General features: G+C 42.6%; 22 protein-coding genes. 12 read left to right on the top strand and 10 right to left on the bottom strand.

All coding sequences use genetic code 11. The features are described 5' to 3' along the window. Window positions 1–30: 30 nt before the first annotated feature. From cysC to AC2SLO_RS12190, 3 genes are all read left to right on the top strand, one after another. Entirely contained in the window at window positions 31–630 is a 600-nt protein-coding gene (cysC, locus tag AC2SLO_RS12200) for an adenylyl-sulfate kinase (RefSeq protein ID WP_486541535.1), read from the top strand. Window positions 631–1,026: 396 nt separating this feature from the next. Beyond that, on the top strand, window positions 1,027–2,013 hold the full coding sequence (locus AC2SLO_RS12195; protein WP_486541537.1) for a DHH family phosphoesterase: 987 nt from the start codon (window positions 1,027–1,029) through the stop codon (window positions 2,011–2,013). A gap of 266 nt (window positions 2,014–2,279) precedes the next feature. Next, window positions 2,280–3,644 (top strand): UDP-glucose/GDP-mannose dehydrogenase family protein, encoded by a 1,365-nt coding sequence (locus tag AC2SLO_RS12190; protein WP_486541539.1) that lies wholly within the window; start codon window positions 2,280–2,282, stop codon window positions 3,642–3,644. A 171-nt stretch (window positions 3,645–3,815) separates the two neighbouring features. On the opposite strand, the gene AC2SLO_RS12185 is transcribed toward AC2SLO_RS12190, so the two are convergent. After that, the gene (locus tag AC2SLO_RS12185) at window positions 3,816–5,270 is read right to left on the bottom strand and encodes a phosphohexomutase domain-containing protein (RefSeq protein ID WP_486541541.1); all 1,455 of its coding nucleotides are present in this window, start codon (window positions 5,268–5,270) and stop codon (window positions 3,816–3,818) included. Window positions 5,271–5,543: 273 nt separating this feature from the next. Between AC2SLO_RS12185 and mazG the strand changes: the two genes are divergently transcribed. Beyond that, window positions 5,544–6,413 carry a nucleoside triphosphate pyrophosphohydrolase gene (gene mazG / locus AC2SLO_RS12180; RefSeq protein ID WP_486541543.1) on the top strand — a complete coding sequence of 290 codons (870 nt, stop codon included), beginning with the start codon at window positions 5,544–5,546 and terminating at the stop codon, window positions 6,411–6,413. Further along, window positions 6,406–6,831: a ComEA family DNA-binding protein gene (locus AC2SLO_RS12175; protein ID WP_486541545.1), complete on the top strand. Its 426-nt coding sequence runs from the start codon at window positions 6,406–6,408 to the stop codon at window positions 6,829–6,831. Before mazG ends, AC2SLO_RS12175 begins: the two co-directional genes overlap by 8 nt. On the opposite strand, the gene AC2SLO_RS12170 is transcribed toward AC2SLO_RS12175, so the two are convergent. The 3 genes from AC2SLO_RS12170 to AC2SLO_RS12160 form a co-directional block, all read right to left on the bottom strand. Further along, the gene (locus AC2SLO_RS12170) at window positions 6,809–7,330 is read right to left on the bottom strand and encodes a hypothetical protein (RefSeq protein WP_486541547.1); all 522 of its coding nucleotides are present in this window, start codon (window positions 7,328–7,330) and stop codon (window positions 6,809–6,811) included. The genes AC2SLO_RS12175 and AC2SLO_RS12170 overlap by 23 nt on opposite strands. A 260-nt stretch (window positions 7,331–7,590) precedes the next feature. Continuing rightward, window positions 7,591–9,459, bottom strand: coding sequence for a sodium:solute symporter family protein (locus AC2SLO_RS12165; RefSeq protein WP_486541549.1), 1,869 nt, complete (start codon window positions 9,457–9,459; stop codon window positions 7,591–7,593). 5 nt (window positions 9,460–9,464) lie between these two features. Continuing rightward, on the bottom strand, window positions 9,465–9,725 hold the full coding sequence (locus AC2SLO_RS12160) for a DUF4212 domain-containing protein (protein WP_486541551.1): 261 nt from the start codon (window positions 9,723–9,725) through the stop codon (window positions 9,465–9,467). Window positions 9,726–10,420: 695 nt separating this feature from the next. Here AC2SLO_RS12160 and AC2SLO_RS12155 point away from each other — a divergent pair. Beyond that, window positions 10,421–11,905 carry an alanine/glycine:cation symporter family protein gene (locus AC2SLO_RS12155; RefSeq protein WP_486541553.1) on the top strand — a complete coding sequence of 495 codons (1,485 nt, stop codon included), beginning with the start codon at window positions 10,421–10,423 and terminating at the stop codon, window positions 11,903–11,905. Between the two features lie 144 nt (window positions 11,906–12,049). Here the strand turns inward: AC2SLO_RS12155 and AC2SLO_RS12150 are convergent, their stop codons facing one another. Beyond that, window positions 12,050–13,717, bottom strand: coding sequence for an electron transfer flavoprotein-ubiquinone oxidoreductase (locus tag AC2SLO_RS12150; RefSeq protein ID WP_486541555.1), 1,668 nt, complete (start codon window positions 13,715–13,717; stop codon window positions 12,050–12,052). Between the two features lie 320 nt (window positions 13,718–14,037). Here AC2SLO_RS12150 and AC2SLO_RS12145 point away from each other — a divergent pair, with 320 nt between their 5' ends. The 3 genes from AC2SLO_RS12145 (at window position 14,038) to AC2SLO_RS12135 (ending at window position 16,401) form a co-directional block, all read left to right on the top strand. Continuing rightward, window positions 14,038–14,646 carry a DUF1285 domain-containing protein gene (locus AC2SLO_RS12145; RefSeq protein ID WP_486541557.1) on the top strand — a complete coding sequence of 203 codons (609 nt, stop codon included), beginning with the start codon at window positions 14,038–14,040 and terminating at the stop codon, window positions 14,644–14,646. Window positions 14,647–14,875: 229 nt separating this feature from the next. Next, window positions 14,876–15,898: a glutamate racemase gene (murI, locus tag AC2SLO_RS12140; RefSeq protein WP_486541559.1), complete on the top strand. Its 1,023-nt coding sequence runs from the start codon at window positions 14,876–14,878 to the stop codon at window positions 15,896–15,898. A 203-nt stretch (window positions 15,899–16,101) separates the two neighbouring features. Then, a complete protein-coding gene (locus tag AC2SLO_RS12135) occupies window positions 16,102–16,401 on the top strand; it encodes a hypothetical protein (RefSeq protein ID WP_486541561.1) in 300 nt (99 codons plus the stop codon). 242 nt (window positions 16,402–16,643) lie between these two features. Here the strand turns inward: AC2SLO_RS12135 and AC2SLO_RS12130 are convergent, their stop codons facing one another. The 4 genes from AC2SLO_RS12130 to msrA form a co-directional block, all read right to left on the bottom strand. After that, window positions 16,644–18,056, bottom strand: a complete 1,413-nt coding sequence (locus AC2SLO_RS12130) for a lytic murein transglycosylase (protein WP_486541563.1) — start codon at window positions 18,054–18,056, stop codon at window positions 16,644–16,646. Window positions 18,057–18,296: 240 nt separating this feature from the next. Further along, window positions 18,297–19,250 carry a D-hexose-6-phosphate mutarotase gene (locus tag AC2SLO_RS12125; RefSeq protein ID WP_486541565.1) on the bottom strand — a complete coding sequence of 318 codons (954 nt, stop codon included), beginning with the start codon at window positions 19,248–19,250 and terminating at the stop codon, window positions 18,297–18,299. Window positions 19,251–19,301: 51 nt separating this feature from the next. After that, window positions 19,302–19,994, bottom strand: coding sequence for a class I SAM-dependent methyltransferase (locus AC2SLO_RS12120; RefSeq protein ID WP_486541567.1), 693 nt, complete (start codon window positions 19,992–19,994; stop codon window positions 19,302–19,304). Window positions 19,995–20,159: 165 nt separating this feature from the next. Beyond that, complete coding sequence (gene msrA / locus AC2SLO_RS12115) at window positions 20,160–20,684, bottom strand: peptide-methionine (S)-S-oxide reductase MsrA (protein ID WP_486541569.1); 525 nt, start codon at window positions 20,682–20,684, stop codon at window positions 20,160–20,162. A gap of 145 nt (window positions 20,685–20,829) precedes the next feature. Here msrA and cmoA point away from each other — a divergent pair, with 145 nt between their 5' ends. Both cmoA and AC2SLO_RS12105 read left to right on the top strand, forming a co-directional pair. Then, window positions 20,830–21,621, top strand: a complete 792-nt coding sequence (gene cmoA / locus AC2SLO_RS12110; RefSeq protein ID WP_486541571.1) for a carboxy-S-adenosyl-L-methionine synthase CmoA — start codon at window positions 20,830–20,832, stop codon at window positions 21,619–21,621. Continuing rightward, entirely contained in the window at window positions 21,618–22,184 is a 567-nt protein-coding gene (locus AC2SLO_RS12105) for a bifunctional adenosylcobinamide kinase/adenosylcobinamide-phosphate guanylyltransferase (protein ID WP_486541573.1), read from the top strand. Before cmoA ends, AC2SLO_RS12105 begins: the two co-directional genes overlap by 4 nt. A gap of 85 nt (window positions 22,185–22,269) precedes the next feature. Here AC2SLO_RS12105 and AC2SLO_RS12100 read toward each other — a convergent pair whose 3' ends face one another. Further along, window positions 22,270–23,355, bottom strand: coding sequence for a WG repeat-containing protein (locus tag AC2SLO_RS12100; RefSeq protein ID WP_486541575.1), 1,086 nt, complete (start codon window positions 23,353–23,355; stop codon window positions 22,270–22,272). Between the two features lie 72 nt (window positions 23,356–23,427). On the opposite strand from AC2SLO_RS12100, the gene AC2SLO_RS12095 reads away from it, so the two are divergent. Then, window positions 23,428–23,988: a hypothetical protein gene (locus AC2SLO_RS12095; protein WP_486541577.1), complete on the top strand. Its 561-nt coding sequence runs from the start codon at window positions 23,428–23,430 to the stop codon at window positions 23,986–23,988. Window positions 23,989–24,060 lie beyond the last annotated feature (72 nt).

The raw sequence follows: 24,060 nt of genomic DNA, 5'->3' as shown, positions 1-24,060 counted from the left end.
AACCCCTAATCGTTTAACTAAGGATGAATTATGAGTAAAGCAACCAATATCGTTTGGCATGATGCAGCAGTAACACCAGCTGAAAGACAAGATAAGCTAGGTAATAAACCGTGCATCTTATGGTATACCGGACTGTCTGGTTCAGGTAAATCAACCATTGCCAATGCCGTTGACCGTATGCTCCACGACAGAGGATATGCCACCTATCTGTTAGATGGTGATAATGTGCGTCATGGCTTAAATAAAGACTTGGGTTTCTCTGATGAAGACCGTGTGGAAAATATTCGCCGTATCACAGAAGTGAGCCGCTTATTTAATGACGCAGGCTTAATCGTATCAACTGCGTTCATCTCTCCTTTTGAGAGTGATAGAGATGCCGCACGCGAATTAGTGGGTGATGACTTTATTGAGATTTTCGTCGATACCCCGTTGTCTGAGTGCGAAAAGCGTGATCCTAAAGGTTTATATAAAAAAGCACGCGCCGGCGTTATTCCTAACTTTACTGGTATCGACTCACCTTATGAAGCGCCAAGTAATCCTGAGCTGTGCTTAAAAACTGAGGGCAGAGCGATCGAAGAGGTAGCAAAAGAAGTCGTCGATTACTTAATCGAGAATAACTATATCAAATAAGATGTCGATTAGGGCGTGTGGAACATTCGACCATGGCACTGGCGGCGACTATTTTTTAGTCAATATGCAGTGAAATTTTTGATGCTTAGTCATTCTAAGTTAGACAATTTCGCAAACTATTGGCAAAAAAGAGTCCCGCCCCTGAGAACGGATTAAGCAAAGCACTGCTTTGCCCGTTCGCAAGGCGAGAGCTGTTCTCGAGTGAGGCTGATGCTAAAATCGCCCCAGACGCTGTTGCAAACCTAGTCAAGGTCTAGACATTAACTACGGTTTAAGCCTAGTCTGAAACAATTTTAGCTATCAGCAGTGCTAATTTGCGAATGTTCCACACGCCCTAAATAAACGCTTGTACATAAATGATGTGCACTGATTTTAGTCGCAAAAAGGCATCTGTATATGACTCAATTTATTGATGTATTTAATGGTGATGCAGACGGGATATTCTCGCTAATTCAATGGCGGAAAGCTTATCCGGTTAGCTCCGGTGACAAGCAAATGCTAATTACTGGTGTTAAGCGGGATATCTCACTGGTCGATAATATATCAGACAAGATGGCAACTAATGCCGACGTGACAGTATTGGATATCTCATTTGATAAGAACTGTCAGGGCGTTAAGCGGGTTTTAGACAGATGCCAACATCTGTTTTATTGTGATCACCATAAAGCGGACTCGCTGTTTGAGCACCCTAAGCTGATCACCAAAATAAACACCAAGCCAACAGTCTGCACAGGGCTGTTGGTTAATGGTGTGTTGAAAGGCAGTCAGGATCTATGGGCAATTGCTGCTGCATTTGGCGATGGTCTCAATGAGGTCGCCGATAAATATGTGGCAAGCCAAAGACTGAATACTCAGCAGAGAAATCAGCTCAAAGAGCTTGGGGTGCTTGTTAATTATAATGGCTATGGCAGCAGCGTGCAGGATTTACATTTTGCGCCCGATACGCTGTATGAATTGCTGATGCAATATAACTCACCTTTCGATGTGATAGCAGATTCCCAGTCGCCCTATGCCCGTTTAAAACAAGGCTATAATGCAGATATCGCTTTGGCTAAAAATAGCGAGCAGCTGACCCAGCAAGGATTGATAGCGGTACTACTAGAGGATGCTGCTTGGGCAAGGCGTATTAGTGGCACTTATGGTAACCAGCTTGCCGCCGATAATCCCGATAAGCCAGTCGTTATTATCACCACCAATGTATTAGGCTCCTATACCATTAGTCTAAGAGCTCCAAAAAGTAATCCGTATGGCGCCAGTACCATTTGTAGCCAGTTTAAAACGGGTGGCGGCCGAGAAGGAGCTGCCGGTATTAACGAGCTACCAAAAGATGAGCTTGATACCTTTTTAACGGCGGTTCGCAAGTTTACGACAACCAATAATTAGATCTTTGCTTAATGAATCCTAGATTAAATCTGGCTAACCTTTAGTCGAATTAGAGGCGATTGTGGTATATTTAGAGAAACCTATCGTTATTCATGTCAAATAAATAATACCCTCTATAGTCGTAGTCAGATATTTGAGATACAAGGCAACCGAGCGTAAGTACTACAAATGTAGGCTTAGCGAGGTTAACACCGTACCTCATTTATATGACTATGACTATAAATAACGACTTAATATATTAATAATAGCTAAGGATTCAGACCATCATGGTTAACAGTATCTCTGCAAGTAAAGCGAAGCCTAAACCGCACTGTGTCATTGTCGGTCATTCAATTGAAGCGATTACAACTGCCACTGTGATGGTCAGTCTAGGTAATACAGTAAGTTTATATGCGGATAATGACGCGTTAGACAGCACTCTGACTAACTATAGCTTTGAGCATCAGCAGCAAGCATTGTGGCAGCTGTACTTAAGTCAAGAATCTATTAGGGTTCATCCGTTACCAGAGCAAGCATCAGAAGTATTTGTAAGTTCTGAGAGTGCCGTACAGGAAACTCAGCATGGAGTAGAGCCAAGCTTGTATTGGGTGTTCTATGGTGATTTACCAGAGTCTTGGCGAGTACAGCAGGGTGACGAGCAAACGTGGATTAATCAGTTAAATGACAACCAAGTACCGGTACAGACCCCGCTTATATTAAGTGGTATCAGTACGTTAGGTATTTTCGCTAATTTGGCTAAGCAGTGTCATCGACCTTGGGTATATTATGTGCCGTTTGTATTCCTACAAGACGGCAGAGCTTATCCGTCTATGTTGTCACCTAAGATATGGTTGATGGGTGAGAAAACAGCAGATTCTGTTGATAAGGTGGTGGTATTACAGCCTTTAATGCAGCAAGCCCAACATCATTTTATTACTGATATTGCCACTATTGAATTCTCGCGTAGCGCCATCATGAGTATGCTAGCGACTCGAGTGAGCTTTATGAATGAATGGTCGCGCCTAGCGGATCAACAAGGCGTTGATATTCTAGAAGTAGCGACCATCATGGGTTTAGACAAGCGTATTGGCAGTAGCTATCTAAAGGCAGGTTGGGGCTTTGGTGGTCAAACCCTGCCGGCGGAAATTGCTGCACTAGAAGATACTTTGCGAGACACACAGGTTGATAACCGTTTGATGCAAGCAGTCACCGCCATTAACGATGATCAAAAAGAACTGATTTTCCGTAAATTCTGGCAGTATTTCGACGGGGCTATTGAGAATAAGCAGGTTAGTATTTGGGGTGCCAGTTATAAGTCTGGTTCTGGGCGCACTTCTGCAGCGGCGATTCATCCGTTACTGCGCCTATTATGGTCATACAACATTACCACTTATGTTTATGCGTTAGAGGCCGAAAGTGAACTAGCAGCTTTATATCCAGATCAGCCACTGCTTAAGTTTATTTCACAGTCTACTGAAAAGTTAAGCAGCAGCGATGCGCTATTTGTGTTGTCTTGGCCAAGCACTAAGCGTTTACCAATCAGTGCGATTAATGAGGTGGTTGTGCCTATTTTTGATGCACAAAATGCCTTTAGCCATCAGCAAATTCAAAGTCTAGTTGGTGATTATCAAGGCATTGGCCGCAGTAAATAAGCGACTGGCTTATTGCGATTAGAATGATTTTATCTGCATAGCTAAAATCATGTGTTCTAGTGGATGGTCCAAATAACAAAAAGCCCCGTTGACTGAGTCGACGGGGCTTTTTACGTTTACTATCGCTACTATAGAGTTTGACTCATCTTTGACGAATATTAATAAAATAAACTAGGCAACCTGAGCACCTTGCTCGGCTAGCCATTGTTTAATCTCATCAATCTTTTGAGTCAGTAGTTTCTCATCACCTTTGGTTTCAATATTGAGGCGAATTAGAGGTTCTGTATTTGATGCACGAATATTAAAACGCCACTGACCAAAATCTAAACTTAGACCATCAAGAGTATTTTTCTGAGGATTTTGCGGCTGATAATAAGCATCGATACGCTGTAATATCTCGTCGCTATCAACATCGGTTAATCTAAAATTAATCTCACCAGAGCTTGGGTAGGCGCTAATACGCTCGTCTACCAGTTGTCCCAGAGTTTTACCGGTTGTGGAGAGCAGTTCAATGGTTAATAACCAAGGAATCATACCGCTATCGCAGTAAAAGAAGTCACGGAAGTAGTGATGAGCGCTCATCTCACCGCCATACACAGCGCCTGATTCACGCATAACTTGTTTGATAAAGGAGTGACCAGACTTACTGATAATTGCCTTACCATCTCCTTCGGCGATAATCGCCTCGGTGTTATACAGCACGCGTGGATCATAAACGATTGCAGCGCCAGTATTCTTCTGTAGGAAGGCTTGTGCGAGCATACTCACGGTATAGCTGCCTTCAACAAATTCACCCTTGTTATCAAACAAGAAGCAGCGGTCAAAATCACCATCAAAGGCGATACCTAAGTCAGCCTTATTTTCAATAACAGCCTGTTTGGTAGACTCACGATTGGCGAGAATCATAGGGTTAGGAATGCCATTCGGGAAGCTGCCATCTGGCGTGTGATGTACTTTGATAATATCAATGGGTGCACCGCTTTGCTGCAAACGCTGCTCTAGTAAATCAACTGTCGGACCAGCGCTACCATTGCCTGAGTTAATCACAATCTTCAAAGGAAGAAGCTTATCGGTATCAATAAAGCTCATTAAATGATCGACATAAGCTGTCTTATCTAATTTTTGAGCAACTTGCCCTGTTTCGATAACGTCCGCGAACCCACCTTGTTCAGCAAGCGCCTGAATATCAGCAAGTCCTGAGTTCGCGCTTATAGGTTTGGAATTTTCGCGTACTAGCTTGAGGCCATTATAATTAATTGGGTTATGGCTGGCCGTTACCTCTATACCGCCCAATGCTTGATAATAACTGGTGGCAAAATAGACTTCTTCGGTACCGGTCATGCCCAAGTCAATAACATCGACGCCGGCATCAATGATACCTTGAATAGCCGACTGCTTGAGTGTCTCGCTTGAGTCTCTGATATCCGCGCCAATCACAATGCAGTTGTCAACATCATCACTGACGTTATTATTTTGACGCTGGTTAGATAAAATCTGAGCGAAGGCGCGGCCAATACGGTAAGCAATGTCTTCATCCAAATTAACGCCTAATTCTCCGCGAATGTCGTAGGCTTTAAATGAAGTAATAGGGCGATGCGGAAAGGTAGCGCTTGTGTTATCTGTCATAGGGCACTCTTTTTGTTGGTAGGTCTTTTTATTATGGAAGATAGGTTATGGATAATGAGTTATTAAAAATGGATAGCAGCTTTTGTTAATATCGTTATGGTTATTCTAGCATTTTTAATCGGTATTTTTGCAGTGTGAAAGATGAGATAGCTTGACGGTAAATGATGTACGGCTAAGATGCTAAACTATGCAAAAGAAATAGCTGTTTAATCAGTTAAAGATGACAGACCTTTATTAACCACTCTATTGAAAAAAGGATAAGAGACGACTGTTATGCAAAATAAGACCGCTAGACAGAATAACGATGTTCAACCGCCAGCGCCAATACAAGGCACCCCTGAAGCGACCGATAATATTAATGACTTATTGGCATTGATGGCCAGACTGCGTGCAGAGTGTCCATGGGATATTAAGCAGACCAATCATAGCCTGATTCCTTATGCTATTGAAGAGGCCTATGAGCTGGCAGAAGCAGTACAAGAGGGAGATATTGAAGACATTAAAGGCGAGCTTGGGGATGTGTTGCTACAAGTCATCTTTCACTGTCAGATTTATGCAGAGCAGCATCAGTTTGATTTAAGTGATGTTATTTATACGTTGCAAAGCAAGTTAATCCGTCGTCATCCGCATGTGTTTGAAGCAGATAAGCTGCCCGATGATGAAGCAGTTAAGAAACGTTGGGATGAAATTAAAGCATTAGAAAATGCAGAGCGTGAGCGCCGTGGTAAGTCCAAACGCCGCTTGGATAATGTCAAAGCAGGTAGTGCCTTGATGCAAGCACAGAGCCTACAAAAAGAAGCCAGTAAACTTGGGTTTGACTGGGACGGTATTGAGGGCGCGATTGAAAAGTTAGAAGAAGAGATTGCTGAACTAAAACAAATTATCCCAACGGATGGGCACAAGCCCGATGCAGCGTTAAAGGCTGAGCTTGAAAAAGAGTTGGGCGATTGTGTATTTGGTTTGGTCAATGTGGCGCGTAAGCTTAATTTGGATGCCGAAGCCGCAACTTTAACCTGTGTACATAAGTTCCGCTCACGTTTTGGCTATATCGAAGATGAGTTGACTAAACAAGGCAAAACCCCTGAGACCATTAGCTTACAAGAGATGGATGTACTGTGGGAGCAAGCCAAACAGCATGAATAAAGCGGAAATGCTTAACCTATATAGAGATAATGGTCTGAGCCAAGTAGTGATGGTTTTGGCGATTGGTTTGGCTTTGATGCTATCGACGATGCCAGTTTATGCCCAAGGGCAAACCTTACAGTGCTTTAGTGATATGAATAAGGCGTATAGCTACTTAATGACGCAAGAGCAATCAGCTGGCAAGAATAGTCAGCAATCAAATACGACATCTTTGATTAATATAAATACTGCCACTGAGGGTGAGTTAACCGGATTAACCGGCATTGGTAGCCGCAAAGCGCAAGAAATTATACGCTACCGCGAAGCATTCGGAGATTTTGATACGATTGATACGTTGGTCGCCGTCAAAGGCATTGGCGTGAGAACTGTCGAGAAAAACAGATCTCGACTCACGATTAGCTCTGACACACAGCCTTAATGAGCGCGTCGTTTTTTGTTAAAGAATGCCATTTGACGTCACTGGCTAAATTAGCTGACTCGGGAATACTGGCATAAGCAGATTGGGTGCAGTCGATAAGCTGCGGCACAATTTTGGTACTGATACGGCGTTCAAGCAAGTATAAGTTCACTTTATAAACATTAGATGATTGAGTACTCTCACTGGCCTTAATAGGCTGGGCTTCATTAACGGCCATAAAGCGAACAACTTGTGGTTTAAGATAGCTCCAAGGTCGATACCAAGTTGTCTCTTCAATACTTTTGACCACACTGACTTGCTCAGGTAGCTGATTTAACTGATGATCCTGCCAGTTATATTCTTGATGTAATTGAAAACCAAGCATGCCAATACCTGCAAAGATAGGCAGTAGCCATTTGGGTGCAAGATGCCCTGTAAACTTGCTTAAATGCCGAATAATAAGGGCAATTCCCGCCATACCAAATCCTGCGGTAATAGTGGCAATAAATTCATAAATCATAACGCTTTTCCTAAGTGCTCTATACTCATGTGTTTCTGTATAGGGTTTTTCTGTGTTCTATAGTCAAAATTATTTAAAGGTCATCTAGTAACACGTGAAGTGATTTTCTTATCGAGTAGTACGGCGAACTAAGCTAACGGCATATTCGTCTAAATGACTTTGACTATAAAACCTATGGTAGGTTAGGGCTGTGTCCGCTTGCAGTAGCAAACGGATACAGTTTTAAGCAATTTAAAAGCAGTTTGTTTTAGTGATGTAGATTAATGATCGACCGCACCTGTCGCACCGCGGGGGGTACGTACACTTTCAACCAATTGTTGAATATGCGCAGGTGGTGGTGCAGTCATAGACGATACTAAGAAGGCTACGCCAAAGTTAATCAATGCACCAATCGCACCAAATGACAGTGGCGAGATACCAAATAACCAAAACTCTGCGGTATCTGGGAAATTCGCTGTGCTTGATACAAAGAACCAGCCTTTAAACACAAAGATATAGACAAGCGTTGTGATTAAGCCTGCAAGCATCCCTGATATAGCACCAATGCTATTAATGCGTTTTGAGAAGATGCCCATCATCAATGCTGGGAATAAAGAGGCACCGGCGATACCAAAGGCAAGTGCTACAACCTGAGCGGCAAATCCTGGTGGATTTAGACCTAAGTAGGTTGCCACAACAATCGCCACACCCATAGAGATACGCGCTGCTAATAGCTCACCTTTATCACTAATATTAGGGTTTAAGTTACGCTTGATTAAATCATGGCTAATGGCAGATGAAATAGCCAATAACAAACCTGCTGCGGTTGATAGAGCGGCAGCCAGACCACCAGCAGCGATAAGACCAATAACCCAAGGTGGCAGATTGGCAATCTCAGGATTAGCCAGTACCATAATATCTTTATTTACATTAAGCTCATTACCCGTCCAACCAGAGCTATCAAACTTACCTTCTAATACGAGACCGTGTGCTAAGCGTGCTTCATCTAATAGTGCAGTAGCCGCCGCAATATCGCCACCATTGGTTTTAGCCTCATCAAGATTAAGCTGTGCTTGACCTAAGCCACTATCATTGTACATTTGAATACGGCCGTCATTATTTAAGTCGTTATATTGGATAAGACCAGTTTCTTCCCAAGTCTGCATCCAGTTAGGACGCTCATCGTAAGACAATGCGGGTGCGTCAACACCTTGAGGATAAATGGTATCGATAAGGTTTAAACGGGCCATAGCACCGACCGCTGGTGCAGTGAAGTAAAGTAGTGCGATAAATACCAGTGCCCAACCTGCTGACCAACGCGCATCAGAAACCTTAGGAACGGTAAAGAAGCGAATAATAACGTGAGGTAGGCCTGCTGTACCAATCATTAATGATAAGGTAAACAGTACCATGTTTAGTTTGTTAGGAACGTCCGCAGTATAAGCGGTGAATCCTAACTCAGTGACTACTTGATCAAGTTTGGTTAATAGAGGAATACCTGAATCTACATGGTCAGAGAACAGCCCTAAACCAGGAATCGGATTACCCGTTAATTCAAGTGAGATAAATACTGCAGGCACAGTATAAGCAATGATAAGAACCACATACTGAGCGACCTGAGTATAAGTAATGCCTTTCATACCACCAAGTACAGCGTAGAAGAAAACAACAACGGCAGCAATAATGAGGCCTGTTGTGTTATCCACTTCTAAGAAGCGAGAAAATGCCACACCAGCACCGGTCATCTGACCGATAACGTAGGTCGTTGAGGCAATAATCAGACACACCACAGCGACTAAAGCAGCTGTTTTGGAATAAAATCGATCACCGATAAAGTCGGGCACCGTGAACTTACCAAACTTGCGTAAATAGGGTGCTAATAGTAAGGCCAGTAATACATAACCGCCTGTCCAACCCATAAGATAAGTAGATGCGCCATATCCGCCAGCGGCCAATAAGCCCGCCATTGAGATAAAGGACGCGGCACTCATCCAATCGGCACCAGTTGCCATACCGTTAATAACAGGGTGGACACCGCCACCAGCAACATAAAATTCTTTAGTAGAACCTGCGCGGGCCCAAATAGCGATACCGAAATATAGCAAGAAAGAGGCGCCCACAAATAAAATATTAATCGTAAATTGACTCATTAGAGCTATTCCTCGTCTACGCCGTATTGTTTATCGAGCTTGTTCATACGCCACGCGTAGAAGAAGATGATGATAATGAAGGTGGCAATAGAGCCTTGTTGGGCAAACCAGAACCCTAAATCAGCCCCACCAAATTTAATGCCGGCTAGTAGCGGCCGAAGTAAAATGGCAAAGCCGTAAGGAACAATTGCCCAAACTGTAAGGCAGCCCAAGATAAGTCGGACATTAGCCTTCCAGTAGGCGGAAGAGGTATCAGAATGATGCATACGACAAACTCCTTTTGTCAGAATAAGGGAGGCGGCGATGGCCTCCGAGATAGACTGCATCCTGCAGTCGCTATTTGTATGATTTTTATTAATTAATTTTCTTTATTACAACTGAATGTTAAAAAATAGTTAACAGCTTGATTTAGTTTACAAGTGTATTATGACGATAGCAACCAACTATTTTGATAAATCTATTTTATTTTCAATAGATTTATTGGTTTCGGTGTCAGTGCGGAGTCAATAATCGCTAAAGTAAGTCATGGTGTTTATTTAGCCGTTAAGGTTGTGCTCTTTTATTCAATTTTTTAGAATGACCCGCAACGGTATCTAGCAAAATCCTATTGCTCTGAAATAGCTACTTTTTGCTAAAAAAAGCCACTTTGATGGTTACTATGAATTTAGATAGTTACTATGAATTTAGATGGTTACTATGTATTTACTTATTAATTTTGGCTAATGTGATTCACTACAGCCCAAAAATTTGAGCACGCAGATAAGCTGTGTGAGCGTCAACCACTTAACTTATTATCTAGACCTAATTCATCTTAACATCCATGTTGATGGTTGCTGCGCTAAGTAAGGTAGCAGTGCTGGCCATATTTGTATATGCGCATCCATACTCTGTGCTCTATTAAAGGATCAAAGGCGTTTATAAAGCGATAATCAAGAGAGGTCTGGATTAAAGGAGATAACTTATGTTGGATGCTTTTAATGCTTTTGTCGGATGGGGTAATGGTCTTATTTGGGGTAATGATGATTGGCTCATCATGAATAATCCTTGGTTCGGACTATTGGTTTTTGTATTAATTGGTGCTGGACTCTTCTTTACGGTCGCAACTCGATTTATTCAATTTCGTCATTTTGGTCATATGTGGAAGCTGCTACGTACCTCAGGACAAGGGCGTAAAGATGGCGGTATTAGCTCTTTTGAAGCATTAATGACCTCACTTGCAGCACGTGTTGGTACCGGCAACCTAGCTGGTGTTGCTATTGCGGTGTATGTCGGTGGTCCAGGGGCCGTGTTTTGGATGTGGATAACTGCGCTGGTGGGTATGTCAACCAGCTTTATTGAGTCAACTCTCGCGCAAGCTTATAAAGTACCGCACGATGATAACGTCTACCGAGGTGGACCTGCTTATTATATCGAGCGCGGTGTCGGTCAGCGCTGGATGGCAGTGCTATTCTCACTATGTTTATTGGTCGCCTTTGGTCTTGCGTTTAACGGTGTACAGGCCAATACCATCGCTCAAGCGACTAATGAGGCCTTTGGTATTCCGGCTTGGGCAACCGGCTTAGTTTTAGTGGCACTGGTTGCCCCTGTGGTCTTTGGCGGACTGCGTTCGGTGGCGCAAGTGGCCGGTAAAGTGGTGCCTATTATGGCAATTTTATATATCTGCCTTGCGCTATTTATTATTATCACCAACTTCTCATTATTTCCTGTCGCTATTGCGCACATTGTTAAATCAGCATTTGGTCTCGAGCAAGCCGCAGGCGGTGTGCTCGGTTATGGTATTGCCCAAGCGATGATTAATGGTATCAAGCGTGGTCTGTTCTCGAATGAAGCCGGTATGGGTTCAGCGCCGAATGCTGCTGCAACCGCAAAAAGTCATCCTGACCATCCGGCAGTGCAGGGCTTTATGCAAATGCTAGGCGTGTTTATCGATACATTAGTGATTTGTACTGCGACAGCCTCTATCATTATCTTATCAGGAGTGGTTGACCCAAATGTCGAGCAAGAAGGTATTCAATTAACACAGCTTGCTTTATCACAGTATGTGGGCGATTTGGGCGTGTACTTTATTGCCATCGCCATTTTCTTCTTTGCGTTTACCTCTATTATTGCTAACTACAGTTATGGCGAATCGAACCTAGAGTTTATTTCAGGCAGCAAAAATGCTAAGCCAGCCATTATGGTTTTCCGAGTAGTGGTATTGGCAATGGTATTTATTGGTTCGGTGGCCAGTCTGCCTGCTATATGGAACTTTGCCGACTTGTCTATGGGTCTAATGGCGTTAACTAACTTAGCGGCGATTTTGATTTTAACCCCAGTGGCGCTGCGTATCTTGAAGGATTACGAGCGTCAGATTAAAGAGGGTAAATCCCCTGACCAAATCACCTTCGATCCTGATCGATTTGTGAAGCTAAAAGACGAAGCCAATCGTAATGCTTGGAAAGATTAGTTTCCATTTAGCTTGTGTTTTAAACAGCGCTATCTAAAATAACTGTCCATAAAAAATACCCCGCTCAATTGAGTGGGGTATTTTTATGATTAATTCAAACTAATTTTTTAAAAAATTATTTTAAAATCAATAGTTTATAGGCGACTACATGTTTGGATAGTTAGGGCCGCCGCCACCTTCAGGGGTTACCCAAGTGATGTTCTGTGAGGGGTCTTTAATATCACAGGTCTTACAATGCACACAGTTCTGTGCGTTAATCACAAACTTCGCACCTTCGGCATCCTTCACTACTTCATATACGCCAGCTGGGCAGTAACGCTGCGCAGGCTCAGAGTAGATAGGTAAGTTGACCGTGATAGGCACAGTCGCATCCGTCAGCTTCAAGTGGGTTGGCTGATCTTCAGCGTGGTTAGTGTTAGAGATAAACACAGAAGATAACTTATCAAAGGTCAGTTTGCCATCTGGTTTTGGATAATCTGGCTGATAAGCTTGGCTAGCTTTGTCTAACGCATCGTAATCTGGCTTAGTATCATGGATAGTTAATGGCATTTTACCTTTAAGCAGGTTGTGCTCGATAAAGGTAAACGCACCGCCCATAAGTAGGCCCATACGGTGTATTGCAGGTGAGAAGTTACGTGCAGAATTGTTGTCTTCATACAACCATGATTCTTTATATAGCTTGCTGTAGCTTTCTACTTCGTCATGCTGACGACCAGATTGTAGCGCTGCGAATACAGCTTCAGCGGCCAACATACCTGACTTCATTGAAGTATGTGTACCTTTGATTTTCGCTGGGTTTAGGAAGCCGGCATCATCACCAACCAATACGCCACCTGGGAAGGTCAGCTTAGGTAATGAGTTAAGCCCACCTTTGGTCAACGCACGTGCGCCGTAAGAGATACGTTTACCGCCCTCTAATACATTTTTGATAACTGGATGCGTTTTTAGACGCTGCATCTCATCAAATGGCGACATGAATGGGTTGTGGTAAGACAAGTCGATAACCAGACCGAAGCTTACTTGGTTATTCTCGTCATGGTATAACCACCAACCGCCGGTGGAGCCGGTTTCAGTCAATGGCCAACCTAGACCATGCATGACAACGCCTTCTTCATGCTTGCTTGGGTCAACTTCCCAAAGCTCTTTTAGACCGATACCATAATGCTGTGGATCACTGTCTTTGTCTAATGCAAAACGGCTGATTAAACGCTTACCTAAATGACCACGGCAGCCTTCAGCGAAGATAGTGTATTTGGCTAATAATTCATAACCAGGCTCATAGCTTGGCTTGTGTGAACCATCCGCTGCAACGCCCATATCGCCGGTTAATACACCGCGTACTGAGCCATCATCATTGTATAAGATGTCAGAAGCACTAAAGCCTGGGAACATCATTACTTCAAGCTCTTCTGCTTGTTCGGCAAGCCAGCGAACCACATTACCTAGAGACACAATATAGTTGCCATTATTGTGCATTGGTGCAGGAACAAAAGCATCAGGTACTTGCATTGAGCGAGTGGCAGAGTTTAGATAATAAATGCGGTCTTCTTTAGCAGGTACGTTAAGCGGTGCACCTTTTTCTTTCCAGTCAGGAATAAGCTCGTCAAGTGCACGTGGCTCAATGACAGCACCAGATAAGGTATGAGCACCAAACTCAGAGCCTTTTTCGACCACACACACCATAAATTCGTCATTACCAGCTTCTAGAGCGAGTTGACGTAGGCGAATGGCTGCTGACAGGCCAGAGGGACCACCCCCAACAATAACAACATCAAACTCCATCGATTCACGTTCTATTTGTTCATCTTGCATTTCAGACTCCTTATAGCTGGCTCAATAATGCCATCACACACCACGAAAGGGGGTATGGATTATGTTAGTTTGATCGCGAAGGTTTTTTATTACTGTGAATATACCCAATTGACGCATAATTAGCGACAATCAGTCAGCATATAAAAAAGCTTTTATGACCAAGGCTGGCGGAAATATAAAAAAAGGGTTGCAGTTAGTTACCTATTATAAAATAAAAGTTAGACAAAGACGACACGATTTGTGACTAGGCCGTGATAAAGTGGTAATTATCCTCAGTTTGACCTATTTATAAGCAGAATTCCAATAAGGATAAAAGAATAATGACAAACTCAAATCAGAACACGCCGCCTGTTGGCAGTAGTTTAAACAACATCTCAGAATATATTAAAGAGGCAGCCACTGAACGCCGTGGCCGCTCGATTCCGCCACTCGATAAATGGAATCCAGAGCATCATGGCGAAATGGATTTAGTGATTAAAGCCAATGGAGAGTGGTGGCATGAGGGCGGCCGAGTCACCCGTCAATCTTTGGTCGATTTGTTTGCGACTGTATTGTGGGCAGAGGGTAGCGGTGATGATATACAGTATTATCTAAAGACACCGGTCGAGAAAATCAGTATTACCGTTGAGGATGTGCCGTTTTTTATCACTGAGGTGAATGTTGTCGAAAAAGACACTGGTCCTGTGCTTGAGTTTTTGACCAGTACGGGCGATGTGATCGATTTAGATGATGAGCATCCACTACAGATGGGCGTTTATAATGGTGAAGAGCGACCTTATATCGAAGTGCGCTTTGGTATGAAAGGGCTTATCTCACGTAATGTATTAATGCATTTGATTAATTTAGGGCAATTAACCGAGAAGGATGGACAGACCTTATTGACCTTAAACAGTGGCGGTAACGCATATGCGTTATCGGTGGCTAACTAATTAGGATTAAATAGTTAAGTGAGCGTTTAGAAGAAGCTTTAGCTATCGGTGAATCCCCAACAGTCGTTTAACTGTCGAGTGTTTATCGTATCGTTTTTAAGCGTCTGGGTTTAAAATAGTCTGACAACAGCATCACAGCTGCTAAATTAAAAGACGATGATGTTCAAAATTGATCAGCTTTGAGAGGACACTCTATATAAGGCTCATCTTCAAAAGGTAATAGATCTGTATGACCGCTATGCCAATACCTGACTCCATGTTATCGACTGACGCTCAGTTAGATGATTTCACCGATTTAGACTTTCCTACACAATTAGATGCTGCTGCACCCATTGGCTTATTTGACTCTGGGGTTGGCGGCTTATCTGTGTATCAGCATCTAAAACAGGTACTGCCAAATGAGCGCTTTGTGTATTATGCGGATACGCTTAATGTACCTTACGGGCCGCGCTCGAGTGAAGAGATCAAACAGTTAAGCTTAGCTGCCGTCGATTGGTTAGCGGCGGCCGGTTGTAAATTAATCGTCATTGCTTGCAATAGTGCCTCTGCTCATGCGCTGAAGGTGGCTCGTGAACAGTATCCTCATCTGCCTATCGTAGGGCTAGTCCCCGCGTTAAAACCGGCAGTGCTTAATAGTCAAAACAAAAAAGTAGCCGTACTTGCGACCAAAGCGACGTTAGATGGTACGCTTTTAAATCAAGTCATTGATGATTATGCCAATCCTGCCGGTGTTGAGGTTGTTAAATGGTTTGACCCAGATTTGGTGCCTTGGGTCGAGGCGGGCATGCCACTTGAAAGTAAGACAGCCATTCAGCTAAAGAAGCAGTTGCAAGCCTTTGCCAAACAGCAAGTCGATTATTTGGTGCTTGGTTGCACACACTACCCATTTTTTCGCCAATTTATTAGCGATGAGATAGCCGCTCAGGGTTTAGATATTCAAGTACTTGATTCGGGGGCTGCGATTGCCTCTCGGGTGAAAGAGGTATTAAGAGCAGAGAATAAGCTGGCGAATGGATTAGCCCAAATTGACGCTCATATTGAAATCAACAACTCAAGCATCAATATCAACGTAATAAAGTCAATATTGCCTTCAGAGACACAGTTGTCTAAAGTAGCCGATTCAGATATTACTGATACGCCGCAACTTGGCATAGAGAATCTTATTGGCACAGAGCCACTGACCTTTTATGTGACTGACCCTGAAGCAAATTTGGACGAGGTGGCTTCTTTGGTACACCGCCTATTGACCTAATCAGCTGTTTTTAGGTTATTCTTAACAAATGGCAGGCTAAGTTAACTATATTTTAATATAAAGCATACGTATTATGGTTGTACTGGCCTCAGGGTTACAGTAAAATTCATTGAAAATTTGCAGGACAGTAGGCTCGCTGTGTATTATGGAAAGTGAGTTAACTTTTTTGATTTTAGCGACCGACATGGTCTAAGGATAGAGATATGAGCAGCCCAGAAAGTGAAAGACTAAAAAAAGAATTAGATGAGCTTGAACAAAAAATGCATAGCGCAGAATCTCAGCACACGCTAGATGAGCATGTGGCAGATATGAAGCGCCGTGGTATTGACCCTAGTGAAACCTATCAAAAATGGGACGATGACGAAGAAGAGGAGGACTGGGGCAATGAAGCATGGAAGAAAAATGGTGAGTGGAAAAAGAAAACCCCTTGCGATTTAGATGAGAAAGCACGTGAAAGTTGGGACGGCGATAGCGGCAAACCGAATCCACCACCGTTCGTATAAGCTCTGTATTCAAAAGACAAATAGGTTCTTAATGAGCTAGATTCTATTGGGTAAATAAAAAAGACCACGCATATTGCGTGGTCTTTTTTGTATTCATGACTGTTACTAGGAATGTACTAGCAACAGTATAATTAGCGAACTACTGAATGGTTACCGCTTTAACCTCGCTAAGCCTCTACATTTGTAGTGCTTGAGCTCGGTTGCCGTGTCACCCTTTTAGACTTCTCTGACTATATTTGAATCTATTTGCCTGTATCGGTACGAATTAGGCGAATGGTACCGTCAGCATTAACAACGCGGCGATAACCTTCTTGCTTATCAATGAGCTGAGAAATGCTGTCATTGGTGGCGCTTGGCTGTCTTTGCGGCTGAGCATACGTTGGCTGATAGCTGCCACGATTTGGCTGGCTGTTCTGGCCTTGGCTACCCATGATGAGATGATAGAACTTCTGACCGGCACGGCCATCGGCTGGATAAACGCCTTTACTGGTTTGATACTGTCTGATAGCGGTACGGGTATTGTCACCGATAATGCCGTCAACTTCGCCAATGTCGTAGCCTGCATCAAGTAGCGCTTGCTGAATTTCTCGAGATTGACGGCGGCTAATACCGGGGTCATCGGTTGGCCAAGCAGTGATAAAGTCTGTACGACTGCTGTCTTCTTTCTCAATCAAATCTGATAAATGAGCAATGGCCAGTGCATAATTCTCAGACGCATTATAAGAATAGAAAGTATCGAAGTTTTTACCCACTAAAAAAGCAGGGCCATCCAAACCTGCGGGTAATAACAAGCCCGCACTGCTTAAATCGTAAGGAAGCGGGCGACCATCGGCTAAAGTAAAGCCCTTATCACGCCAGTAGCTTAATGATTTTTTATTCTTGCGATCACTTGAACCCCAAAATCCTGCTGGAATCTTAACTTCATAACCCCAAGGCTCACCACTGCGGTAGCCGCGTTTTTTCAGGAAGTTTGCCGTTGACGCTAGTGCATCTGGTTTGCTGTTTACCAAATCACGGCGGCCGTCCCCATCAAAATCAACCGCTAAGTCTAAGAAGGTACCCGGCATAAACTGAGTTTGACCAAACGCACCTGCCCATGAGCCTTTCATGTCACTTGGCGCAATATCACCACGTTGAACAATTTTTAACGCATTAGCAAACTCACCGCGGAAGTAAGATTGGCGACGGTCAAAGCAAGATAGGGTAGCAAGCGACTGAAATAAGTCTTTTTTACCCAAAGTTTGCCCGAAATTTGACTCAACACCCCACACACCTAACACGTGCTCCGCTTTAACACCATACTGGGATTCAATACGGCGCAAGGTATCTGCCATTTCATGCTTAGCTCGGATACCATCTTCAACACGCTCTTTATCAACGAGTGATGATAGGTAATCCCAGACATCTTTTTGGAACTCTGGCTGATAGTTTAACGATTGAATCACGCTAGGATCAGGCTCGCTAGGGCGATAGTTGTTAAAGGTATAGCTGTCTACACCGCGAAAGGTGCTAGAGTTCTTTAGTGTACTTAAGCACTGCTGAAATTCAGAGTTTGATAAATAGGGTGCAGGCGGCTTGGCGGCATGTGCTGAGGTGGCAGCAATGGATAGCCCAAGAGAGGTGGTGATTGCAGCGGTAATCTTGGTGTAATACATAAAGGTGTTCCTTACTAAGAGGGGCGGTGCGAAATACATGTGATAAATAGACACAAAATATAGGTTAGCTTAGGGTAACTAAATTCATCTTTAAATTAAAGGTGTTAAGGTTTTTAGTTACGATAAGATGACGTGAGAACAAGGTAGGGGTGAGGTCATTGTATCGGTTTTATATAATTAACCTATTAAAAAAGCCCCGATAATGGAGCTTTTAATAATGAGACAATTGATTACTTTGAATTAGACCTTGCTCTGCTTAGATAATCTGAGAGTCAATCTATGTGTTAGTTTGGGCACCAACTCAACCACATCCAAATGGGCATTGGCTGTCTCAATACACAACATACGCTGATAGTCATCATTGGCAAATTGTGAGACTTGTTTTGATTTCTCAATCCAAGGATTCCACACCACCGTACTATTGCTACCGTCAGCGTGAAGATAATAGGTTTGCGTTGGCGTGTTTAAAATAATATCTGGAGCACCATGATAAATACGGTCAACTTCGCCTCCAAAAGTGATATCACCCTGTTGGGTCTTAGTTTGCCAACCCTCGGTTAGCGTATCACTGTAATGGATACCATCAAAGCCTCTAACCGTGGTTTGAGTGATGTCATCAGTGGGCAGATAGGTGTGTAAAGCCTGAGAGATCGTAACGGGGTGGTCACTATTATTCTGGGTAAGTAACGTGATGCCAAAGCCATGAGCATCAAAGTTAAAAGCCGCTGTTAAGTCCAGATTTGGCTCGATATCAGGCGACCTTTTTAGTATTAATAGCAACTCAGCGTTGCCGTTGTTATCGATATTGAAACTGTCAAAATCAAAAGGCTGAGTCCGCGCATAACCATGTTGCGTTAAATCAAATGGGCTGCTCTCAAAGCTTTGTTTGACCGCTTCAGGGTTGGCATTAAATTGCCCAAATACTGGCCAACAAACGGGCACACCGCCGCGCACTGAGTCTTGCTGATTATATTCTGCAAGCTGACTGAGCCACAACCAATTATCAGTATGATAGTGTGGCGCTAGGTTTTCAAAGTCTTTATTTTCTGCATTGTCTACCGTATTAGAGAAGTAAATCAGCTGCGCACCTTGTAGTAGTACGACTGCTTGATAGCGGTCACTGTCTATATGTAGCGCATCGAGCGCACCGATTTTGATAGGGTTAAGTGCAGTATATTGTGAATCAGTTGGCATAGTTATTACGTCTGTAATCGATAAATGGGAATCGGCGGGATAGACAGTCTATCAAGTCTTATTGGTCAATAGCCATGCCTGATTAATCAGAGTGTCCGCCGGACTATAATTGGCTTGAGTCAAAAACGCTACCTGATAGTCGGCTTTATAATAGTTATGCATGCGCTCATCACTGATTACAAACGGTGGTCCAGATTGGGCACGGCTTTGTAGCGTCTGTTCATCTAACGCATCGCTGTTTAATGTAAAGTTAAGCACCAACTGCGGCGCAGTATTTGTCAGCCTAATCACCTGTTGTACGTAACGGCTACGTAATGAGTTATCACCCTTATCAGGTAGGGCGACTAAGGCCGCACGATCATAAACCGCAGCAATGTCACCGATATCCTCTTTGCTTAATTCAAAAATATCACCCGCCCAAATTTGAATTGTTTGTCCGGCATATTCACCTTTATAGAGAGTTAGGTGGATATTGCGTGGATGCTCAGTAATTGTAGCTTCAATACTATTTTCATCAAAAAACTGCTGTACCGCAGACTCAATGAGTTCAACACCGACGACTTCATAACCTTGCTCGGCGAGCCATAACATATCGATACTTTTACCGCATAACGGGACAAAGACATGGCTGGCAGGCGTGATGTTTAAGGTTTTGAAATAGGAGACTAATAAGGTATTAGGCTGAGCTTGATTAAAACCTGGTTGCGGCTTTTGCCATTTTTGTTGCCAAAATTCATGATTCATAATGACTCGTTAGCTATCAAAAGAAGGTAGGTGAGATATTATTGTACAAAAAAAGCCAGAGCTATTTTTAATAACTCCAGCTTTTATTCTCTAGCTGATACTAACCATTAGCGACGGTTAAATTTTCATTTGTCATTAAACTAGTTAGTCAAGAAATCAGCTGACTTATTTTGTCATATATTCTTTGAACTCTTTACGCAGTTTGCCTAATTTTGGTGGGATGACTGCTTGGCAATAGCCTTGAGTTGGGTTTTTATTGAAGTAATCTTGATGGTGCTCTTCGGCAGCATAGAATTCATGCACAGGATGTACTTCGGTCACGATTTGTAGCCCCATATCGCTTAGTTTGCCAATCACTCGATCGATGGTTGGCTTTTGCGCCTCTTCATCGGTATAAAACACCACAGAGCGGTATTGGCTACCGATGTCATTGCCTTGACGGTCTAGACTTGTGGGATCGTGTGTGGCAAAGAAGATATCTAAAATAACTTCTAATGGAACGACAGAGTCATCAAAATCTACACGGACCACTTCGATATGACCGGTTTTACCAGTACAGACATCTTCGTAGTTGGCTGAGGCTTCATCACCGCCCATATAGCCTGAGGTGACGTTTTGTACGCCTTTTACTGATTGGAATACTGATTCGGTGCACCAAAAGCAACCGCCGCCGAGTACTAATGTTTGCATAATTTATCCTTAAAATAAAACGTCAATTAATTGTGTTGTTGTGACTAAATTTTAGCAGGGCATTGCAGTGATATAAGTAACAAACAGTAATGATATAATACAATGTGTTCAACATTAACAACCCTAAATGAATAAGAGAATATCGATGTCAAATACTGGGAATCACCAATCGTCTGTCATTTACGACAACGTCTTCACCACACCCCTAGACAAAGCCGCTCGCTTCTCCTTTGATGAGCAAGTGGTCGCGTGCTTCCCAGATATGATCCGCCGCAGTGTGCCAGGCTATGGGCAGATGTTGGCGATGCTACCGATATTTGCTAAGCGGCATTGTCAGTTTGGCCAGACTGACGATGAAGGTAAGCGTATTAGCCGTGTGTATGATTTGGGCTGTTCGCTAGGTGGCGCAACCATGGCATTGTTGAATGAAGCGGGTGGATTTACTGTTGACCAATTGCAAATTAAAGCGGTTGATATTTCACCAGCGATGACCGAAAAAGCGACGCGTGTGTTAGCGGAAAATTATCCAGACCATGATATTGAAGTGATCACTGCCGACATTCGTGGCTTTGAGCTTGAGCCGTGCGACATGGTGATTTTAAATTTAACCTTACAGTTTTTACCGCCAGAAGACCGCACTCAAGTACTGCAAACCATTTATAACGCCTTAAATGATGGTGGTATTTTGGTATTGACCGAAAAGACGCATACTGGCGATGAGCAAGATGATGCATGGCTAGTCGAGCGTTATTATGATTTTAAACGCGCCAATGGTTACAGTGAGCTTGAGATTAGCGGCAAACGCAACGCCTTAGAAAACGTGCTGATTACTGATAGCTTAGATGCCCATCACAAACGCCTAGCAGAAGTGGGTTTTCGTCGTAGCTTGACGTGGTTTCAGTTTTTAAACTTCGCATCTATGATTGCGTTTAAATGATTCACTACATAACCGGCGGTGAGCGCTCAGGTAAAAGCAGCTATGCGGAGCGCTTGGCCGAACAGCTTAGTGATATGCCTTATTATCTAGCAACCTCTCGGGTGCTTGATGATAATTTTGCTGAGCGTGTTCAGCGCCATGTTAAGGATAGGGCTGAGTCGAGCAGTCAGTGGACAACCATTGAAGCGGATTTGAATTTAGCAGAAGCGTTACAGCGCTATTTTAATCCGCACAAGATTGATTCAGCTGGACATAACCAACCGCTTGTCATTGTTATCGACTGCGTGACCTTATGGCTAACCAATTACGTTATGGATTATGACTATGATATTGATCAGTGTTTGGGTTTAGCCAAACAAGAAGTTGATTCTCTAGTGACTTTTGCCAATCAGTACAACGCCACACTGTTTATTATCTCCAACGAAATTGGTATGAGCTTACATGCTGGATCAGTAGAGGGACGCAAGTTTGTGTCATTGCAAGGTTGGGTGAATCAGTATCTCGCTCAGATTGCTGACCAAGCGACTTTAATCGTGTCAGGATTGCCAGTTAGTTTGAAGTAAACTAAGCGATTAATAGATAACAGATGAGCCAAATCGATACGCTAAAAGTTCAGGCTTCAGCCAATTCAACTCATCTTTATCTCTCTTAATCTATTTCACTAACAGTCAGTTTTTGTTGCTGTTTATCGTACTGATACCGAAGAGGCTTGGGGGAGTTATATACAGTTGCTTCAGACTTATCTATCTCATTCGCTGATGTTGCAAGATGAATAAACTCCTCATCTATGAGTAAAATCTCAAGACCTTCTTCAGGCTCAAACAAAATCTTACCTTGCCAGTTTGCTATCCCAGTACGTCCATCATCTCGTTTAAAAGCCAATAAATCTTCGACATAGCTAGTAACGATGGCATCAGGTGCTGGCTTGATGATGGTATCAATAGTTTTATTTTCTTTATTCACCACTAAAAATTTTGGTTGGTCATAAAGTGTGGCGATTGCAATAGGTGATGGATATTTGGATAGACTTGAAAAATACGTTAATTTTTTATAGATAAAAGGTACGATTATATTATTCTGTTCATCAATAGCACCATATTTGCCATTCAATTGTGTCACACCTATACCGTTAGCAAAAATAAACAGCTGTTGATAGATAAGCGGTATGTCAACTTGCATGGTATCGATATTAACCATACCCCAGTTATTATCATTTCTAACGGGTATTTTGTCAGTATCTATAGTTAAAGGCATGACGTAATCATATATCACGCTTTGATGCGTTTTCAAATGGGTTAACTTAACTTTGCCATTAGCCATTTGCTCATATTCCAAATTACCAAAAACAGAGTTTCTACGCCCATGTTCAGGCGTTATAATTTTTCCAGTGCCGCTAATCTCTCCTGAAATTTCACTATTTTCATAAGTAAATTTAATTGTTTCAGGGTCAGCATTATTCACTAACTTTTCATAAGAGTCAGCTCCAACGGAGTCATAAATAACGGGCAATATAATCTTACCTTTTGAATTAACTAACCCCATTTTTTCGCCTTTTATAGCAATCATAACGAAGTCGCTATCAATGGGGGTATCTGGACAGCCCCACAGTTCGTCATATTGACTGGTGTCAAAAGATACGGTATGACAATCAGTTGCTTCTAGGGAGGCATTAGCGCTGATGGGGATAAGTAATGAGCAGAAGGTCAGGGCGGTCAATGCTTTAAGTTTTTTCATGTTTTCTCAGGGTTATCGGTTATAGTTTGCTAAGCAGTCTCCATTAATCGATTTAATGACTAGGAATAAGTGATGATACCATTTTCACTCGAACAAAAAATTCATCAAGTTATCACCGAAAAGTTGAGCCTAAAAGACTTTGAGCAATGGCTATATCAAGAAGACGATTTGGAGTCTGCAAATCCAGGTTTATATTTTGAGCTGATTTCTTTTGATTATAGTCGTGAGTCTAGTCTTAAAGCATTTCAGCTTAACTTTGCAAAGTATATTGGTTTTCATAAATTTGAAGCAGATTTAATAAAAGAACACTTATATTCGATTATTAATAGAGAAGGTGATTATATTCACTCTATTCGAATGTTATATGAGTTTTATTTTATAGGATATGAGTTTTTACAAAAGTTAGGCTTGAGTTACGGGCTCTGGGTTATGCATGCTCAAACCTCTGATTCAAATGGTAATGTTAAAGATATTGTTGACAGTCATTATCCCGATATTATTTACGATACTAAAAATGCATTAAATTGGTTAGAGTCTGAAAAAATTGTCTTTAAAGCAGAAAAATGTGACTTGGGCGGTTTTGAATATGATGATTTACGTAGTGAAGAAGAAAAGCAACAAGGGTCGTGCTGATTTATTAATTTAAGTGTTTTGACTCATTTTTATATTTAAAACTTCTCAAAGTTCACCCTAAGCGCATTACCC

The organism is Psychrobacter sp. CX14, assembly GCF_057396205.2.
Note: the sequence above shows the minus strand (reverse complement) of the source record. Positions and strands in the feature narration are given on the sequence as shown.

Excerpts from the sequence above, each read along its gene's own strand:
- AC2SLO_RS12120 (WP_486541567.1), bottom strand. The coding sequence starts at position 19,994 with ATGAATCATGAATTTTGGCAACAAAAATGGCAAAAGCCGCAACCAGGT.
- AC2SLO_RS12155 (WP_486541553.1), top strand. The coding sequence starts at position 10,421 with ATGTTGGATGCTTTTAATGCTTTTGTCGGATGGGGTAATGGTCTTATT.
- AC2SLO_RS12130 (WP_486541563.1), bottom strand. The coding sequence starts at position 18,056 with ATGTATTACACCAAGATTACCGCTGCAATCACCACCTCTCTTGGGCTA.
- AC2SLO_RS12135 (WP_486541561.1), top strand. The coding sequence starts at position 16,102 with ATGAGCAGCCCAGAAAGTGAAAGACTAAAAAAAGAATTAGATGAGCTT.
- AC2SLO_RS12095 (WP_486541577.1), top strand. The coding sequence starts at position 23,428 with ATGATACCATTTTCACTCGAACAAAAAATTCATCAAGTTATCACCGAA.
- msrA (WP_486541569.1), bottom strand. The coding sequence starts at position 20,684 with ATGCAAACATTAGTACTCGGCGGCGGTTGCTTTTGGTGCACCGAATCA.
- AC2SLO_RS12190 (WP_486541539.1), top strand. The coding sequence starts at position 2,280 with ATGGTTAACAGTATCTCTGCAAGTAAAGCGAAGCCTAAACCGCACTGT.
- AC2SLO_RS12150 (WP_486541555.1), bottom strand. The coding sequence starts at position 13,717 with ATGCAAGATGAACAAATAGAACGTGAATCGATGGAGTTTGATGTTGTT.
- AC2SLO_RS12175 (WP_486541545.1), top strand. The coding sequence starts at position 6,406 with ATGAATAAAGCGGAAATGCTTAACCTATATAGAGATAATGGTCTGAGC.
- AC2SLO_RS12195 (WP_486541537.1), top strand. The coding sequence starts at position 1,027 with ATGACTCAATTTATTGATGTATTTAATGGTGATGCAGACGGGATATTC.
- AC2SLO_RS12185 (WP_486541541.1), bottom strand. The coding sequence starts at position 5,270 with ATGACAGATAACACAAGCGCTACCTTTCCGCATCGCCCTATTACTTCA.
- mazG (WP_486541543.1), top strand. The coding sequence starts at position 5,544 with ATGCAAAATAAGACCGCTAGACAGAATAACGATGTTCAACCGCCAGCG.
- AC2SLO_RS12145 (WP_486541557.1), top strand. The coding sequence starts at position 14,038 with ATGACAAACTCAAATCAGAACACGCCGCCTGTTGGCAGTAGTTTAAAC.
- AC2SLO_RS12170 (WP_486541547.1), bottom strand. The coding sequence starts at position 7,330 with ATGATTTATGAATTTATTGCCACTATTACCGCAGGATTTGGTATGGCG.
- murI (WP_486541559.1), top strand. The coding sequence starts at position 14,876 with ATGACCGCTATGCCAATACCTGACTCCATGTTATCGACTGACGCTCAG.
- AC2SLO_RS12100 (WP_486541575.1), bottom strand. The coding sequence starts at position 23,355 with ATGAAAAAACTTAAAGCATTGACCGCCCTGACCTTCTGCTCATTACTT.
- AC2SLO_RS12105 (WP_486541573.1), top strand. The coding sequence starts at position 21,618 with ATGATTCACTACATAACCGGCGGTGAGCGCTCAGGTAAAAGCAGCTAT.
- AC2SLO_RS12125 (WP_486541565.1), bottom strand. The coding sequence starts at position 19,250 with ATGCCAACTGATTCACAATATACTGCACTTAACCCTATCAAAATCGGT.
- cmoA (WP_486541571.1), top strand. The coding sequence starts at position 20,830 with ATGTCAAATACTGGGAATCACCAATCGTCTGTCATTTACGACAACGTC.
- AC2SLO_RS12165 (WP_486541549.1), bottom strand. The coding sequence starts at position 9,459 with ATGAGTCAATTTACGATTAATATTTTATTTGTGGGCGCCTCTTTCTTG.
- AC2SLO_RS12160 (WP_486541551.1), bottom strand. The coding sequence starts at position 9,725 with ATGCATCATTCTGATACCTCTTCCGCCTACTGGAAGGCTAATGTCCGA.
- cysC (WP_486541535.1), top strand. The coding sequence starts at position 31 with ATGAGTAAAGCAACCAATATCGTTTGGCATGATGCAGCAGTAACACCA.